At 69.8% G+C, this 17,103-nt stretch carries 12 protein-coding genes; 8 read left to right on the top strand and 4 right to left on the bottom strand.

What is annotated here, in order from left to right; translation table 11 throughout:
- Positions 1-88: 88 nt before the first annotated feature.
- The gene (locus ACZ6AA_RS22915) at positions 89-853 is read right to left on the bottom strand and encodes an IclR family transcriptional regulator (protein WP_468452998.1); all 765 of its coding nucleotides are present in this window, start codon (positions 851-853) and stop codon (positions 89-91) included.
- A gap of 303 nt (positions 854-1,156) precedes the next feature.
- On the opposite strand from ACZ6AA_RS22915, the gene metH reads away from it, so the two are divergent.
- From metH to ACZ6AA_RS22895, 4 genes are all read left to right on the top strand, one after another.
- Positions 1,157-4,705, top strand: a complete 3,549-nt coding sequence (gene metH, locus ACZ6AA_RS22910; RefSeq protein WP_468480662.1) for a methionine synthase — start codon at positions 1,157-1,159, stop codon at positions 4,703-4,705.
- Between the two features lie 203 nt (positions 4,706-4,908).
- Entirely contained in the window at positions 4,909-5,604 is a 696-nt protein-coding gene (locus ACZ6AA_RS22905) for an HAD family hydrolase (protein ID WP_468453002.1), read from the top strand.
- Positions 5,605-6,001: 397 nt separating this feature from the next.
- Positions 6,002-7,609 (top strand): ABC transporter substrate-binding protein, encoded by a 1,608-nt coding sequence (locus tag ACZ6AA_RS22900; protein WP_468453004.1) that lies wholly within the window; start codon positions 6,002-6,004, stop codon positions 7,607-7,609.
- Positions 7,610-7,651: 42 nt separating this feature from the next.
- A complete protein-coding gene (locus tag ACZ6AA_RS22895) occupies positions 7,652-9,232 on the top strand; it encodes an ABC transporter substrate-binding protein (protein WP_468453006.1) in 1,581 nt (526 codons plus the stop codon).
- Positions 9,233-9,325: 93 nt separating this feature from the next.
- Here the strand turns inward: ACZ6AA_RS22895 and ACZ6AA_RS22890 are convergent, their stop codons facing one another.
- Both ACZ6AA_RS22890 and ACZ6AA_RS22885 read right to left on the bottom strand, forming a co-directional pair.
- On the bottom strand, positions 9,326-9,997 hold the full coding sequence (locus ACZ6AA_RS22890; protein WP_030356234.1) for a response regulator: 672 nt from the start codon (positions 9,995-9,997) through the stop codon (positions 9,326-9,328).
- A gap of 15 nt (positions 9,998-10,012) precedes the next feature.
- Positions 10,013-10,930: a RecB family exonuclease gene (locus ACZ6AA_RS22885; RefSeq protein WP_468480663.1), complete on the bottom strand. Its 918-nt coding sequence runs from the start codon at positions 10,928-10,930 to the stop codon at positions 10,013-10,015.
- Positions 10,931-11,059: 129 nt separating this feature from the next.
- On the opposite strand from ACZ6AA_RS22885, the gene ACZ6AA_RS22880 reads away from it, so the two are divergent.
- The 3 genes from ACZ6AA_RS22880 to ACZ6AA_RS22870 all read left to right on the top strand — a co-directional run bounded on the left by ACZ6AA_RS22880 (position 11,060) and on the right by ACZ6AA_RS22870 (position 14,612).
- The gene (locus tag ACZ6AA_RS22880; RefSeq protein ID WP_471459636.1) at positions 11,060-12,826 is read left to right on the top strand and encodes a site-2 protease family protein; all 1,767 of its coding nucleotides are present in this window, start codon (positions 11,060-11,062) and stop codon (positions 12,824-12,826) included.
- Between the two features lie 68 nt (positions 12,827-12,894).
- Positions 12,895-13,797 (top strand): tRNA (adenine-N1)-methyltransferase, encoded by a 903-nt coding sequence (locus ACZ6AA_RS22875; RefSeq protein ID WP_016639459.1) that lies wholly within the window; start codon positions 12,895-12,897, stop codon positions 13,795-13,797.
- A gap of 218 nt (positions 13,798-14,015) precedes the next feature.
- Positions 14,016-14,612: a hypothetical protein gene (locus ACZ6AA_RS22870; protein WP_471459634.1), complete on the top strand. Its 597-nt coding sequence runs from the start codon at positions 14,016-14,018 to the stop codon at positions 14,610-14,612.
- A 138-nt stretch (positions 14,613-14,750) separates the two neighbouring features.
- On the opposite strand, the gene ACZ6AA_RS22865 is transcribed toward ACZ6AA_RS22870, so the two are convergent.
- Positions 14,751-15,065, bottom strand: coding sequence for a ferredoxin (locus ACZ6AA_RS22865; RefSeq protein ID WP_289953000.1), 315 nt, complete (start codon positions 15,063-15,065; stop codon positions 14,751-14,753).
- 254 nt (positions 15,066-15,319) lie between these two features.
- On the opposite strand from ACZ6AA_RS22865, the gene arc reads away from it, so the two are divergent.
- Positions 15,320-17,086 (top strand): proteasome ATPase, encoded by a 1,767-nt coding sequence (gene arc, locus ACZ6AA_RS22860; RefSeq protein WP_030356239.1) that lies wholly within the window; start codon positions 15,320-15,322, stop codon positions 17,084-17,086.
- Positions 17,087-17,103 lie beyond the last annotated feature (17 nt).

Below are 17,103 nucleotides of genomic sequence, written 5' to 3'. Positions count from 1 at the left end.
TGTAATTGAAAACACGATCGTTATTGATCGTTCTGGGTTATCGCCGGAGTCGCAACCAGAAGCGCGCGGGCGCGCGCCGGGCCCCAGGTCAGAACCGGCTCGCGCCCAGATCGCGGGAGACGGCCCGCGCGCAGTCCCGTACGGCGGCGATCAGCTCGGGCTTCATCTCGCCCGAGGGGCACACCCGCTCCACGGCCCCCGTGATCCCCACCGCCCCCACCGGCATCCGCCGCCGGTCGTGGATGGGCGCGGCCACGGACGCGATCCCCTCCCAGGTCTCCTCCACGTCGGCCGCGTACCCGCGCGCGCGGGTGAGGTCGAGGACGCCCTCGAAGGCCTCCGCCGCGCTCACCGTGTGCGCCGTGAACGACTCCCGCTCGGCCTCCAGGGCCTCGCTGTGCGCCACCGGGTCGTACGCCGCGAGCACCTTGCCGAGGGCCGTGGAGTGCAGCGGCTGCATGGCCCCCACCTCCAGGACCTGGCGGCTGTCGTCGGGCCGGAAGACGTGGTGCACGATCAGGACGCCCTGCTGGTGCAGAACGCCCAGGTAGACGCTCTCGCCGCTGGAGCGGGCCAGGTCGTCGGTCCACACCAGGGCGCGGGCGCGCAGCTCGTGCACGTCCAGATAGCTGTTGCCGAGCCGCAGCAGCTCCGCGCCCAGCTGATAGCGGCCCGATGCCGCGTCCTGCTCGACGAAGCCCTCCTGCTGGAGGGTGCGCAGAATGCCGTGGGCCGTGCCCTTGGCGAGCCCGAGGGCGGAGGCGATGTCCGAGAGGCCCAGTCGGCGCTCGCCGCCCGCGAGCAGGCGCAGCATCGCGGCGGCCCGCTCGAGCGACTGGATGTTCCGTGCCATCGCAGCCCTGTCCTCCATCCCGTGCCGCGCACACAGTCCGCAGCGAACTCAAGAACGCCTTCACCGTTCGACAATGCTGAACACTATCGGTCGTTGCCGACCTGTGGCTAAGGGTGCGCACGCGGCGTTTCCCCTGAGACACGGCCGTACGACTACTTCCGGCCACGTGGCGGAAGGGGGCGGCAGGGGTCCGCCCGCTGGGACGCTCTCACGGTGGGAGGGGGGTCCCCGCTACCCTGGCCGGGTGCGGGTCCCCAAGGAACCCGCAAAGCCGACAGCCGTCGCACTCCAGGGAGCTCATTCATGGCCTCGTCGCCGACCCCCTCATCCGCTTCCGCGGTGGACACCTCCGCCGGGAACCGGGCCGACGCCCTCCGCGAAGCACTGGCGACCCGCGTGGTGGTCGCCGACGGCGCGATGGGCACCATGCTGCAGGCACAGGACCCGAGCCTCGAGGACTTCCAGAACCTCGAGGGCTGCAACGAGATCCTGAACATCACGCGCCCCGACATCGTCGCCTCCGTCCACCGCGAGTACTTCGCCGCGGGCGTCGACTGCGTCGAGACCAACACCTTCGGCGCGAACCACGCGGCCCTCGGCGAGTACGACATCCCCGAGCGCGTCTTCGAGCTCTCCGAGTCCGGCGCCCGCATCGCCCGCGAGGTCGCCGACGAGTTCACCCTCTCCACCGGCCAGCAGCGCTGGGTCCTCGGCTCCATGGGCCCCGGCACCAAGCTGCCCACCCTCGGCCACGCCCCGTACACCCTGCTGCGCGACGCCTACCAGCAGAACGCCGAAGGCATGATCGCGGGCGGCGCCGACGCCCTCCTGGTGGAGACCACCCAGGACCTGCTGCAGACCAAGGCCGCCCTCCTCGGCGCCCGCCGCGCCCTGGACGCCACCGGCGCCACCGTGCCGCTGATCTGCTCCGTCACCGTCGAGACCACCGGCACCATGCTGCTCGGCTCCGAGATCGGCGCCGCGCTGACCGCCCTGGAGCCGCTGGGCATCGACATGATCGGCCTGAACTGCGCGACCGGCCCGGCCGAGATGAGCGAGCACCTGCGCTACCTCGCCCGGCACTCCCGGGTCCCGATCCTCTGCATGCCCAACGCCGGCCTGCCCGTCCTCGGCAAGGACGGCGCGCACTACCCGCTGACGGCCTCCGAGCTGGCCGACGCCCAGGAGACCTTCGTCCGCGAGTACGGCCTCTCCCTGGTCGGCGGCTGCTGCGGCACCACCCCCGAGCACCTGCGCCAGGTCGTCGAGCGCGTCCGCGGCCTGACCCCGACCGCACGCGACCCGCGCCCCGAGCCCGGCGCCGCCTCGCTCTACCAGACCGTGCCGTTCCGCCAGGACACCTCGTACATGGCCATCGGCGAGCGTACGAACGCCAACGGCTCGAAGAAGTTCCGCGAGGCCATGCTGGACGCCCGCTGGGACGACTGTGTGGAGATGGCCCGCGACCAGATCCGCGAGGGCGCCCACATGCTCGACCTGTGCGTCGACTACGTCGGCCGGGACGGCGTCGCCGACATGCAGGAGCTGGCCGGACGCTTCGCCACCGCCTCCACGCTGCCCATCGTCCTGGACTCCACCGAGGTGCCCGTCATCCAGGCGGGCCTGGAGAAGCTGGGCGGCCGCGCGGTCATCAACTCCGTCAACTACGAGGACGGCGACGGCCCCGAGTCCCGGTTCGCGAAGGTCACCGCGCTCGCCCAGGAGCACGGCGCCGCCCTGATCGCCCTCACCATCGACGAGGAGGGCCAGGCCCGCACCGTCGAGCACAAGGTCGCCATCGCCGAGCGCCTCATCGAGGACCTGACGACCAACTGGGGCATCCACGAGTCGGACATCCTCATCGACACCCTGACCTTCACCATCTGCACCGGTCAGGAGGAGTCCCGGGGCGACGGCATCGCCACCATCGAGGCCATCCGCGAGCTGAAGAGGCGCCACCCCGACGTCCAGACCACCCTCGGCCTCTCCAACATCTCCTTCGGCCTCAACCCGGCCGCCCGCGTGGTCCTCAACTCGGTGTTCCTCGACGAGTGCGTCAAGGCGGGCCTGGACTCCGCGATCGTGCACGCCTCGAAGATCCTGCCGATCGCCCGCCTGGAGGAGGAGCAGGTCAAGGTCGCCCTCGACCTGATCTACGACCGCCGCCGCCCCCAGCAGGGCGACGAGCCCGCCTACGACCCCCTGCAGCGGCTCATGGAGCTGTTCGAGGGCGTCAACATGAAGTCGATGAAGGCGGGCAAGGCCGAGGAACTCCTCGCCCTGCCGCTGGACGAGCGCCTCAAGCGCCGCATCATCGACGGCGAGAAGAACGGCCTGGAGGCCGACCTGGACGAGGCGCTCGTCGACCGCCCCGCCCTGGACATCGTCAACGACACGCTCCTTGAGGGCATGAAGGTCGTCGGTGAGCTGTTCGGCTCCGGCCAGATGCAGTTGCCGTTCGTGCTCCAGTCCGCCGAGGTCATGAAGACGGCGGTCGCCCACCTGGAGCCGCACATGGAGAAGTCCGACGCGGAGGGCAAGGGCACCATCGTGCTCGCCACCGTGCGCGGCGACGTCCACGACATCGGCAAGAACCTCGTCGACATCATCCTGTCCAACAACGGCTACAACGTGGTCAACCTGGGCATCAAGCAGCCCGTCGCCGCGATCCTCGACGCCGCGCAGGAACACCGCGCCGACGTCATCGGCATGTCCGGGCTCCTGGTCAAGTCCACGGTGATCATGAAGGAGAACCTGGAGGAGCTGAACCAGCGCCAGATGGCCGCCGACTACCCGGTCATCCTCGGCGGCGCCGCGCTCACCCGGGCCTACGTCGAACAGGACCTGCACGAGATCTACGAGGGCGAAGTCCGCTACGCCCGCGACGCGTTCGAGGGCCTGCGCCTGATGGACGCCCTCATCGCAGTCAAGCGCGGCGTGCCCGGCGCCACCCTGCCCGAGCTGAAGCAGCGCCGCGTCCCCAAGCGGGACACGCCCGCCCTGGAGGTCAAGGAGCCCGAGGGCCCCGCCCGCTCCGACGTCGCCACCGACAACCCCGTGCCGACGCCCCCGTTCCGCGGCACCCGCGTCATCAAGGGCATCCAGCTCAAGGAGTACGCCTCCTGGCTGGACGAGGGCGCGCTGTTCAAGGGCCAGTGGGGCCTGAAGCAGGCCCGCGCCGGCGACGGACCGACGTACGAGGAACTGGTCGAGACCGAGGGCCGCCCACGGCTGCGCGGCCTCCTGGACGAACTCCAGACCAAGAACCTCCTCGAAGCCGCCGTCGTCTATGGCTACTTCCCCTGTGTGTCCAAGGGCGACGACCTGATCATCCTGGACGAGCAGGGCAACGAACGCACCCGCTTCTCCTTCCCGCGCCAGCGCCGGGGCCGACGCCTGTGCCTCGCCGACTTCTTCCGCCCCGAGGAGTCCGGTGAGACCGATGTGGTCGGCCTGCAGGTCGTCACCGTCGGCTCCCGGATCGGCGAGGAGACCGCCAAGCTCTTCGAGGCCAACGCCTACCGCGACTACCTCGAACTGCACGGCCTGTCCGTCCAGTTGGCCGAGGCCCTGGCCGAGTACTGGCACGCCCGCGTCCGCTCCGAACTCGGCTTCGCCGGCGAGGACCCGGCCGACGTCGAGGACATGTTCGCCCTCAAGTACCGCGGCGCCCGCTTCTCCCTCGGCTACGGCGCCTGCCCCGACCTGGAGGACCGCGCCAAGATCGCCGAACTCCTCCAGCCGGAGCGGATCGGCGTGGAACTCTCCGAGGAGTTCCAACTCCACCCCGAACAGTCGACGGACGCGATCGTGATCCACCACCCGGAAGCGAAGTACTTCAACGCGCGGTAGCGATATGAGCCTGTCCGGCGATTGAGGACGAGGCGCGAAGCGCCGACAGGCGGGGGTCCGGGGGCGCAGCCCCCGCAACGGCGCCCGACCCAAGAGAAATATCGCAGCGCGCGTTCCGCGCCGGGAACGTACACTGGTCGGTCCAGCTCAGGCCGGTCCCCCTTGGGGGACCGGCCTTCTCGTCCCTCATGGAGGTGTGCCCCATGACCAGCACGGTTCCCGCCCTCGGTACCCGAACGGCCGAAGGATCCGCCCTGCAGGCCGTTCTCCTCGACATGGACGGAACCCTCGTCGACACCGAGGGCTTCTGGTGGGACGCCGAGGTGGAGGTCTTCGCGGCGCTCGGGCACACCCTCGACGAGTCCTGGCGGGACATCGTCGTCGGCGGCCCCATGACCCGCAGCGCCGGCTTCCTCATCGAGGCCACCGGCGCCGACATCACCCTCGCCGAGCTGACCGTGCTGCTCAACGACGGCTTCGAGGACCGCATCGGCCGCGCCCTGCCGCTGATGCCTGGCGCCGCCAGACTCCTCGCCGAACTCGCCGCCCACGACGTGCCGACGGCCCTCGTCTCGGCCTCGCACCGGCGCATCATCGACCGGATCCTCGGCTCCATCGGCACCCACCACTTCCGCCTGACCGTGGCGGGCGACGAGGTGGAGCGCACCAAGCCGCACCCCGACCCCTATCTGATCGCCGCCGCGGGCCTCGGCGCCGAGCCGGGCCGCTGCGCCGTCATCGAGGACACCGCGACCGGTGTGGCCGCCGCCGAGGCCGCGGGCTGCCGCGTCGTGGCCGTACCGTCCGTCGCGCCGATCGCCCCGGCCGCGGGCCGCACCGTGGTGCCGTCCCTCGAACAGGTCGACCTGCGGTTCCTGCACGGCCTGATGAGTCTCTGAGAAGAGTGCCCGAACGGGCATGACAGCCGGTGAACCAGCCTCGGGTGGCCGAAATACCCGGGGCGCACGGCCAGTTGAAAGTGTGACGTTTCCCACTTCGAAGAGGGTCGACAGGTCTTCGATCCTATGCCGGAGAGCCCCTACCCCCTGGACGGGGCGTGACCTTGTGTCCTGATTGGGCCGTCAGTGCACGAAACCTTCCGGTGTCGGGTTATCGGTGCGTCCACGCCCCGTATCACTGCGTGATGGCAGCTCAACTCCGGTCTCCTCCAACGCCTCTGCTGGTGCGGACTAATCTCGTCGCGAGAACATCGCCCCACCCCCCCCGTGACCCATCAACCCCACCCCGCCGTTGCCGGAAAACACGGGTATTCAAGAGTTCTGGAGAACGTCCAGCATGAACCGCAAGACTTTGGTGCTGCCGGCCCTGATAGGTCTGCTCGCCCCCACGCTCGCCGCGTGTGGCGGTTCGGGCAGCGGGGACAGCGACGACCCCATCGCGGTGGGCACCACGGACCGGTTCGCCGTCTCGAAGGAAGTCCCGGCTCCCTTCGACCCTGCGTACTCCTACGACGCCGGCACCTGGAACATTCTGCGGCAGACCCTGCAGACGCTGATGGCCATGCCGCGCGGGGGCGGCGAGCCGGAGCCCGAGGCGGCGCAGAAGTGCGGCTTCACCGACACCGGCAACGAGCGGTACGCGTGCACGCTGCGCAAGGACCTCAAGTTCGCCGACGGCAAGCCCCTGACCGCCTCCGATGTGAAGTTCTCCATCGAGCGGGTGCGGGACATGAAGGTCGCCAACTCCAGCGGTGTCGACGGCCTCGTGTCGAACGTCGAGACCATCGAGGTCCAGGGCGACCGCGGCGTCGTCTTCCACCTCAAGAGCCCGGACGCGACGTTCCCGTACAAGCTCGCCACGCCGATCGCGGGCATCGTCAGCCCCGATCACTACAGCAAGAAGAAGCTGCGGAACGGCTTCGCGGTGGACGGCTCCGGACCGTACACCGTCAAGCAGGAGGTCAAGGGCGACCAGCTCGTCAAGTCGGTCTTCACCAAGAACCCGCACTACAAGGGCTCCTTCGGCCAGCAGAACGAGAAGGTCGAGCTGCGCACCTTCGTGAACGCGGCCGGGATGGGCAAGGCCCTCGACAGCGGCGACATCGACCTGATGACCCGCACCATGTCGCCCCAGCAGGTGAAGAAGCTGGACGGGGACCCCGGCAAGGACATCGACCTCGTCGAGATGCCCGGCCTGGAGATCCGTTACCTCGCCTTCAACACCAACGCGTCGACCGTCAAGAACAAGGCCGTCCGCCAGGCCATGGCCCAGATCGTCGACCGCGGCGCGCTCGCGAGCGACGTGTACGGCTCCATGGCCGACCCGCTGTACTCGCTGGTGCCCACCACCATCACCGGCCACTCCAACTCGTTCTTCAACAAGTACGAACAGCCGGACCCGAAGAAGGCCAAGGCGCTGCTCAGCGACGCGGGCATCGACACGCCCGTCAAGCTGACCATGCACTACACCACGGACCACTACGGCCCGGCCACGAAGAAGGAGTTCGAGACGCTGCAGCAGCAGCTGAACTCCACCGGCCTCTTCGACGTGAAGATCAAGGGCGAGATCTGGAACACCTTCCGCCCGGCGGAGCGCGAGGGCAAGTACGACGTCTACGGCATGGGCTGGTTCCCCGACTTCCCGGACGCCGACAACTTCCTCGCGCCGTTCCTCGACAAGGACAACTTCCTCGGTTCGCCGTACCGCAACAGCACCATCAACGACGAACTGATCCCCACCTCCCGGCGCGAGGCCGACCGCCTCAGCGCCAGCAAGAGCATCGAGAAGATCCAGGACATCGTGGCCGATGACGTCCCGGTGCTGCCGCTGTGGCAGGGCAAGCAGTACATCGCCGCACGTGACGACATCACGGGTGTCGAATGGGCTCTCAACTCCTCCTCGAACCTGCAGCTGTGGGAGCTCGCCCGCGGTGTGAGCGACTGACCGGCGCCTCACCGAGTACGGAAACAACGACAAGGCACGCAAGTGAAAATGCGCAACCAGTGGCTGGCCCTGCCCCTCACCTCCGGGCTGGCCGCCACCCTGCTGACCGGCTGCGGATCGGAGTCCGGCGGCTCCGCCGCTGACAGCGACTCCGTGGTGGTGGGGATGTCCGACGACGTCCTCGCCACCGACCCGGCCTCCGGTTACGACCCGGGCTCGTGGCTGCTGTTCAACAACGTCTTCCAGTCGCTGCTGAGCTTCCCCAACGGCGCCACCGAGCCGGAGCCGGAGGCCGCGCGCAAGTGCGCCTTCACCGACCAGCAGACCAAGGTCTTCACCTGCACGCTGCGCGACGGTCTGAAGTTCAGCAACGGCAACGACCTGACCTCGAAGGACGTCAAGTACTCCTTCGACCGTGTCCGGGAGATCAACGACAAGACCGGCCCGGCGATCATGTTCCCGATGCTCGACGAGGTCGAGACGCCGGACGCCAAGACGGTCGTCTTCAAGCTGAAGTTCCCCGACGCGACCTTCCCCAGCAAGATCGCCTCGGGTGCCGGTTCGATCGTCGACCACCGCGAGTACCCCAAGGACAAGCTGCGCGCCGACGGCGAGGCGGTGGGCTCCGGTCCGTACAAGCTCGACTCGTTCGACAAGGACGAGGCGGTCTTCTCCGTCAACTCCGGCTACGAGGGCACCGCCAAGACCCGCAACGACGGCGTCACCCTGCGCTTCTTCCACGGCGACCGCAAGGGCCTGAAGCAGGCGATCACCGACCACGACATCGACGTCGCCTACCGAGGCCTCGCCGCCGGTGACATAGCCGACCTCGAGAAGGGCACCTCCGACAGCAAGATGGAGGTCGTCGAGGGCACCAGCGCCGAAGTGCAGCACCTGGTGTTCAACATGAAGGACCCGATGGCCGGCAAGCCCGGCGTGCGCAAGGCCATCGCCTACCTGCTCGACCGCGAAGCGCTGGTCGACCAGGTGTACCAGGGCACGGCGACCCCGCTGTACTCGATCGTCCCGGCCGGTATCGGCGGCCACAACACCGCCTTCTTCGACACCTACGGCGCCCGCCCCCAGCGCGACAAGGCCGCCGCGGCCCTGCGCGGGGCCGGCGTCGAGGGCAAGGCCAAGCTGACGCTGTGGTCCACGCCGTCGCGCTACGGCCCGGCCACCGACGAGGAGCTGCGGGCGATAGCCAAGCAGCTCAACGCCAGCGGCCTGTTCGAGGCGGATGTGAAGTCCGTCGAGTTCGAGCAGTACGAGAAGGACATCGAGGCCGGGAAGTACGGCGTCTACGTCAAGGGCTGGGTGCCGGACTACCCGGACCCGGACAACTTCACGCAGCCGTTCTTCGGCAAGGGCAACGTCCTGTCGAACCACTACGAGAACAGCGACATCACCGGGAAGATCATCCCCGACACGGCCGCGCAGAGCGACCGCACCAACACCGACAAGGCCTACGGCAAGCTCCAGGACATCGTCGCCGCCGAGCTGCCCGTCCTGCCGGTCTGGCAGGCCAAGCAGTACGCGGTCGTCCAGGAGAACGTCTACGGCGTGGAGTCCTGCCTGGACGCGTCGACCGTCTTCCGCTTCTGGGAGCTCAGCAAGGACTGACGCCCGAGGTGAGGCGAGTACGACTGAGGGGGCGCCCGGCCGGGCGCCCCCTCAGTCGTACTCTGCCAGTCGTGCTCTGCCGTCGGGCTACTGCTACTGCGCGCCCGGCCGGACGAGGCCGCTCTCGTAGGCGTACACCGCCGCCTGCACGCGGTCGCGCAGGCCCAGCTTCGTCAGGACGTGCCCCACATGCGTCTTGACCGTGGTCTCGCTGACGAACAGGTCCGCGGCGATCTCCGCGTTGGACAGGCCGCGCGCCACCAGCTTCAGCACCTCGACCTCACGGTCGGTGAGGGTGTGCAGCGTGTCCGGGACCGGCTCGTCGCCGGACGGGAGGTGCCCGGCGTACTTGTCGAGCAGGCGGCGCGTGATGCTCGGCGCGAGCATCGCCTCACCCGCGGCGACCACCCGGATCGCCTGCACCAGCTCGTTCGCCGGCGCGTCCTTCAGGAGGAAGCCGCTGGCACCGGCGCGCAGCGCCTCCACCACGTACTCGTCGAGGTCGAAGGTGGTCAGGACGAGGACCTTCGCCGGTCCGTCCCGGCCGGGTCCGGTGATCTGCCGGGTCGCCTCGACCCCGTCCATCCGCGGCATGCGGATGTCCATCAGCACGACATCGGGCTGCAACGCCCGGACCTGATCCAGAGCCTGCAGACCGTCTCCGGCCTCGCCGACGACCGCGATGTCCTGCTCGGCCTCCAGGATCATCCGGAAACCCGTGCGCAGCAGCGGCTGGTCATCGACCAGTAGGACGCGGATGGCCACGTAACTCTCCTTCGCCTAGCCCGGGCCCATTCTGCCCTGCTCCGCCTCCGGCGACTCCGGCGGCCTCACCGGAAGCGGATACGGCGGCGGCGTGCCGCCGAATTCCGGACAGACCGCCTGGTGGTCGCACCAGCCGCACAGCTTCGTCGGCCGCGGCCGCCAGTTCCCCGTCTCCGTCGCGAGCACGATGGCGTCCCACAGCGCGAGCAGCTTGCGCTCGACCCGCTCCAGGTCCGCCGCCACCGGGTCGTACGTGATGACGTCGCCGCTGCCCAGATAGACGAGCTGGAGACGGCGCGGGATCAGGCCCTTCAGGCGCCACACCACGAGGGCGTAGAACTTCATCTGGAACAGCGCGCCCTCCGCGTACTCGGGGCGGGGGGCCTTGCCGGTCTTGTAGTCGACGATGCGGACCTCGCCGGTGGGGGCGACGTCGACGCGGTCGATGATGCCGCGCAGCTTCAGGCCCGAGGCAAGCTCGGCCTCCACGAACAGCTCCCGCTCGGCGGGCTCCAGGCGCGTGGGGTCCTCCAGCGTGAACCAGCGCTCGACCAGCTTCTCCGCGTCCGCGAGCCACTGGGCCATGCGCTCGGCCGCGCCGTCGTCGCCGTCTGCGGCGTCCGTGCCGCCCTCGCCTTCCTGGGCGAACAGCTCCGCCAGCTCCGGCTTGGCCGCGCGCAGCCGGTCCCACTGGCCCGGGATCAGCTCCTTGGCCCGCGGCGCGGTGCGCTCCGCCGACGGCGCGTCGAAGAGTCTCTCCAGGACCGCGTGGACCAGAGTGCCCCGCGTCGCCGCCTGGCTCGGCTTCTCCGGCAGCTTGTCGATCACCCGGAAGCGATACAGCAGCGGACACTGCATGAAATCGCTCGCGCGCGAGGGTGAAAGCGACGCCGGGCGCGCGGCCACCCCGACATCCTCGGTCCTGGTCTCCATGACGTCAGACCCTACGACCCGCCACTGACAACGGCCGCATACCATCGACGACAGACCCTCCCGCCCTGCATGATCGTGTGTGTACCGCGCCACAGCAGGAGCGGGGGACGCTTCGAACGAGGGGACATCGTGGACGAAAGCGGCGGCAGCGGCAGGCCGCAGTCCGACGAGCACGCGCCCGCCCAGGCGGAACACGCCTCCGGTCAGGCCGAGCACGCGCCCGCCCAGGCGGAACACGCCTCCGACCGGGCGGAGACCGCGCCCGGCCGGACGGCGAGCGCGTCCGGTAAGGCGGAGAGCGCGCCCGTCCGGGCGGAGGGCGCGTCGTCCGGCGCGTCCCGGCCCCCGGCCGAGCGCCCTGGCGCCGAGGGGGACGTCCGCGCGGGCGACGCGGGGGAGGGGCGGACCCGGGTCCGGCCCGAAGGGCACGGCGCCCCGGACCGGCCCGACGACGCGAGCGGCGAGCCCGCGGCGGCGCCGGGCGTGGCGCGTCCCACGGCCGACGGCGAGCCCGAAGCGGCGCCGAGCGCGGCGCGTCCTGCGGCCGACAAGGAGTCCGCCCCCCGGCCCTCCACCACCCCCGTGTCCACGCGCAAGCCCGACCCCGCCGACCGGTCCACTGCGCCCCAGGCCCCCGCGCCGACCCCGGAGCGGGCCCACGCCCACCACACGGGTGAGCCGCTCAAGGAGGCCAAGGGGGACAGGCGGGACAGGCAGGACAGGGGGGACAAGGGCGAGCCGAAGAACCCCGGTGGCGGGCTCCTCATGGGGCGCCCCTTCGGCGTACCCGTCTACGTCGCGCCCAGCTGGTTCCTCGTCGCCGCCCTGATCACCTGGGTGTTCGGCGGCCAGCTCGACCGGGTCCTGCCCGAGCTCGGCAACGTCCGCTATCTCGTGTCACTGTTCTTCGCCGTCGCCTTCTACGCCTCCGTGCTCGTGCACGAGCTGGCCCACACCGTCGCCGCGCTCCGCTTCAAGCTCCCCGTGCGCCGCATCCAGCTCCAGTTCTTCGGCGGCGTCAGCGAGATCGAGAAGGAGAGCGAGACCCCCGGTCGCGAGTTCGTCCTCGCGTTCGTCGGCCCGCTGCTGTCCCTGGTCCTCGCGGGTGTCTTCTACGTGGGCATGCGCGCCGTGGAGCCGGGCACCGTCCCCGGCGTCCTGCTCGCCGGACTGATGATCTCCAACCTCATCGTCGCCGCGTTCAACCTCCTGCCCGGCCTCCCGCTCGACGGCGGCCGGATGCTCCGCGCCGTCGTCTGGAAGATCACCGGCAAGCCCATGAGCGGCACCATCGCCGCCGCCTGGGTCGGCCGCGCGCTCGCCATCTCCGTCCTCGTCGGCCTGCCGATCCTCAACCAGTCCGGCGCCCTCGGCGGCGAGACCCAGGACATCGGCGGCATGGACACCGTCACCGACGCCCTGCTCGCCGCGATCCTCGCCGCCATCATCTGGACCGGGGCGGGCAACAGCCTGCGCATGGCCCGGCTGCGCGAGCACCTGCCCGAACTGCGCGCCCGCGCGCTCACCCGCCGCGCCGTCCCCGTGGAGACCGACACCCCGCTGTCGGAGGCCCTGCGCCGGGCCAACGCCGCGGGCGCCCGCGCCCTGGTCGTGGTGGACGCCGACGGCGACCCCCTGTCCGTGGTCCGGGAGGCCGCCATCGTCGGCGTACCGGAACACCGCCGCCCCTGGGTCACCGTCAGCGGCCTCGCCCAGGACATCACCGAGGGCATGCGCGTCCCCGTCGACCTCGCGGGGGAGGAACTCCTCGACCGGCTGCGGGCCACCCCGGCCACCGAGTACCTGGTCGTCGAGGCCTCCGGCGAGATCTACGGCGTCCTGTCCGCCGCCGACGTCGAGCGGGCCTTCGTCAACGCCATGGCCCGGCCCAGCTGACCGCGCCCGGCGGGGCCCGCGCGACCGCGGTGGTCGGCGGCCCGCGCCACGGCCGGTAGGCTGGTCACATGTCCGAACCGACCGGTGCCGCCCGCCGACGCGGGCCCTTCAAGGTCGGGGACCAGGTCCAGCTCACCGACCCCAAGGGACGCCACTACACGTTCACGCTCGAGGCCGGGAAGAATTTCCACACCCACAAGGGTTCCTTCCCGCACGACGAGCTGATCGGCGCTCCCGAGGGCAGTGTTGTCCGCACCACGGGGAACGTCGCCTACCTCGCGCTGCGTCCCCTGCTCCCCGACTACGTCCTGTCCATGCCCCGCGGCGCCGCCGTGGTCTACCCCAAGGACGCGGGGCAGATCCTGGCCTTCGCCGACATCTTCCCCGGCGCGCGCGTCGTGGAGGCGGGCGTGGGCTCCGGCTCGCTCAGCGCCTTCCTGCTGCGCGCCATCGGCGACCACGGGATGCTGCACTCCTACGAGCGCCGCGAGGACTTCGCCGAGATCGCCCAGCAGAACGTGGAGCGCTACTTCGGCGGCCCCCACCCCGCCTGGCAGCTCACCGTCGGCGACCTCCAGGACAACCTGTCCGACACCGAGGTCGACCGCGTCATCCTCGACATGCTGGCCCCCTGGGAGTGCCTGGAGGCCGTCTCCAAGGCCCTGGTGCCCGGCGGCATCCTGTGTGCGTACGTCGCCACCACCACGCAGCTGGCCCGCACCGTCGAGTCGATCCGTGAGATCGGCGGCTTCAACGAGCCGACCGCCTGGGAATCGATGATCCGCAACTGGCACATCGAGGGCCTGGCCGTCCGCCCGGACCACCGCATGATCGGCCACACCGGCTTCCTCCTCACCGCCCGCCGCCTCGCGGACGGCGTCGAGCCGCCCATGCGGCGCCGCCGCCCCGCCAAGGGTGCCTACGGCGAGGACTACACCGGCCCGAACGCCGACGGCGGCAGCCCCCGCTGACCGCCCGCCCGGACGCGCACCCCGCGCGCCCGGCGTACTGCACACAACGCACCGGCGCCGCCGCCGAGTTCCCACCGGACCCAGGGAACTCGGCGGCGGCGCCGTCGCGTTGGACGCGTGTCAGCGCACCGGACCCCGGTGTTCCCCGGCGCTGTGAGGTGTGGCAGCATGCTGGCCACCCACCCCCACCGGCACAGCCCTCACAGGAGACACTCCTCGTGCAGCACCCCGCCGTCCCGGAACTGGCCCACACGGTGGACCGGCCGTGGGCCACCCGACCCATCCACTGGGTGGCCACCGCCGCCGCGCTCGCCGCCGTCGTCGCGGCCTCGGGCTTCCTCCAGCCCGACCCGGCCACCGCCGCCCCGACCGACCGCGAACCGGAGTCGAGGAGCGCCCCGGCGCCCGCTCCAGCACCCGCCCCCGACCCGGCCGCCGTCGCCTACCCCCTGGACTGCCCCGCCAAGTCCGTCGTCGCCAAGAAGGCCACCGGCGACCTCGACGGCGACGGCCGGCCCGAGACCGTCGCCGCCGTGCACTGCCAAGCGGGGTCCGGTACCCCGCCGCACGCCCTGTACGTCATCACCCGGCCCCGGGAGGGCAAGCCGCGCGTCGTCGCCACCCTCCTCGACGCCAAGGAGGGCCGCACCGTCAGCGCGCTCGCCGTGCGCCAGGGCGCCGTGACCGCGACGCTCCTCGGCTACTCCTCGATCGACGTGCCCCGCTACCGCCCCGATCTCCGCGACGAGACCAAGTGGCAGTGGAAGAACGGCGCGTTCACCCGCTCGACACCCGGCGCGACGCGCGGGGTGTGACGCACCCGCCGCCCCACGCGCCGCCGCAGTGGACGGCGCGTGGACTCCGGGGACACCCGGCGGACACGAGAAGGGCCCGTGGTTACCTTCAGACGGTAACCACGGGCCCCATTTCGCTCACGCAGCGAAATAATTCGGTCACTCTGCGTCGGGGCCGTAGACCTCGACCTTGTCCGAAACCCGACGTACATGAATACAGTCACCCGGGCACTCCTTCGCGGAGTCGGTGACGTCCCGCAGCAGCGGCAGGGGCACGGGTGTTGTCGCCCCCGGCGTCTGCAACAGCTCGTCGTCGCCGCCCTTCACATAGGCCAGGCCATCGATGTCCAGCTCGAAGACCTCCGGCGCGTACTGGGCACAGATGCCGTCGCCGGTACACAGGTCCTGATCGATCCAGACCTCGAGCAGATCATGGCTCTCGCCGACGGTCTCCGCCTCGTGCTGCACGGTCATCTCTCCTGCCGAAACTGCGTCGAGCAGGGCCGACTTTGCTGCAAGTCCGGCCAGCCCTGACGGGTGTTGAACAGTTCGACCCTACAACCGGCGGCTTTCCGATGTTGTTGGGTGGGTATTCCCCTGGCGTGAGGGAGAGCGCAAGGGTGAAGATCGGACACACCCCGACCGTCTTTGTGATCTAGGGGTTTCAATCAGCACCCACCCAGGTAGGGTCAGGAAGCGTCCAGCTCCCCTTGGAGGAGGTGAGGACCGTGGCAGCCCACGACGACGACATCAACCGCGGCATCCGGCCGGGGCGAGGGTCTGAGGACCCAGCCGGTCAGGTTGCCTATCTCGAGCAGGAAATCGCCGTCCTGCGACGCAAGCTCGCCGACTCTCCGCGTCATACGAGGATTCTCGAAGAGCGGATCGTCGAGCTGCAGACCAACCTGGCAGGCGTGTCCGCGCAGAACGAACGGCTCGCCAACACGCTCCGCGAGGCCCGCGACCAGATCGTGGCCCTCAAGGAAGAAGTCGACCGGCTCGCACAGCCGCCGGCAGGCTTCGGAGTCTTCCTCACGGCGAACGAGGACGGCACCGCCGACATCTTCACCGGCGGCCGCAAACTCCGCGTGAACGTCAGCCCGAGCGTCGAACTCGACGACCTCAGGCGCGGCCAGGAAGTCATGCTCAACGAAGCGCTCAACGTGGTCGAGGCCATGGAGTACGAGAGCGTGGGGGACATCGTCACCCTCAAGGAGATCCTCGAGGACGGCGATCGGGCCCTGGTGGTCGGGCACACCGACGAGGAACGGGTGGTGAGGCTCGCCGAGCCGCTCCTGGACGTCACCATCCGCCCCGGCGACGCCCTCCTGCTCGAGCCCCGCTCCGGCTACGTCTACGAGGTCGTACCGAAGAGCGAAGTAGAGGAACTGGTCCTCGAAGAGGTCCCGGACATCAGCTACGAGAAGATCGGCGGCCTCGGCGGTCAGATCGAGATGATCCGAGACGCCGTCGAGCTCCCCTACCTCTACCCCGACCTCTTCAAGGAGCACGAACTGCGGCCGCCCAAGGGCGTCCTGCTCTACGGCCCGCCCGGCTGCGGCAAGACACTGATCGCCAAGGCCGTCGCCAACTCCCTTGCCAAGAAGGTCGCCGAGGTCACCGGGCAGCCCGCGGGGAAGAGCTTCTTCCTCAACATCAAGGGCCCCGAGCTCCTCAACAAGTACGTCGGCGAGACCGAGCGGCACATCCGCCTGGTCTTCCAGCGCGCACGCGAGAAGGCGAGCGAGGGCACCCCCGTCATCGTCTTCTTCGACGAGATGGAATCCCTCTTCCGCACCCGCGGCAGCGGCGTCAGCTCGGACGTGGAGAACACCATCGTCCCCCAGCTGCTCGCCGAGATCGACGGTGTGGAAGGCCTGGAGAACGTCATCGTCATCGGTGCCTCCAACCGCGAGGACATGATCGACCCGGCCATTCTGCGGCCCGGACGCCTCGATGTGAAGATCAAGATCGAGCGCCCGGACGCCGAGGCGGCCAAGGACATCTTCGCCAAGTACCTCACCGAACGACTGCCGCTGCACTCCGACGACCTCGCCGAGCACAGCAGCGACAAGGCCGCCACCGTGCACGGCATGATCCAGTCCGTCGTGGAGCAGATGTACGCCGAGTCCGAGGAGAACCGCTTCCTCGAGGTCACGTACGCGAACGGCGACAAGGAAGTCCTCTACTTCAAGGACTTCAACTCCGGCGCCATGATCGAGAACATCGTCGGCCGCGCCAAGAAGATGGCCATCAAGGCCTTCCTCGAGCAGAACCAGAAGGGCCTCAGGGTCTCTCACCTCCTCCAGGCTTGCATCGACGAGTTCAAGGAGAACGAGGACCTGCCCAACACCACCAACCCGGACGACTGGGCCCGCATCTCCGGCAAGAAGGGCGAGCGGATCGTGTACATCCGCACGCTCGTCACCGGCAAGCAGGGCGCCGACACCGGACGCTCCATCGACACGGTGGCCAACACCGGTCAGTACCTGTAGATGACAGGGCGGCTGCG

The organism is Streptomyces sp. NPDC040610 (assembly GCF_055594065.1).
The sequence above is the reverse complement of the archived record's forward strand: the minus strand, read 5'-3'. Positions and strand labels throughout refer to the sequence as shown.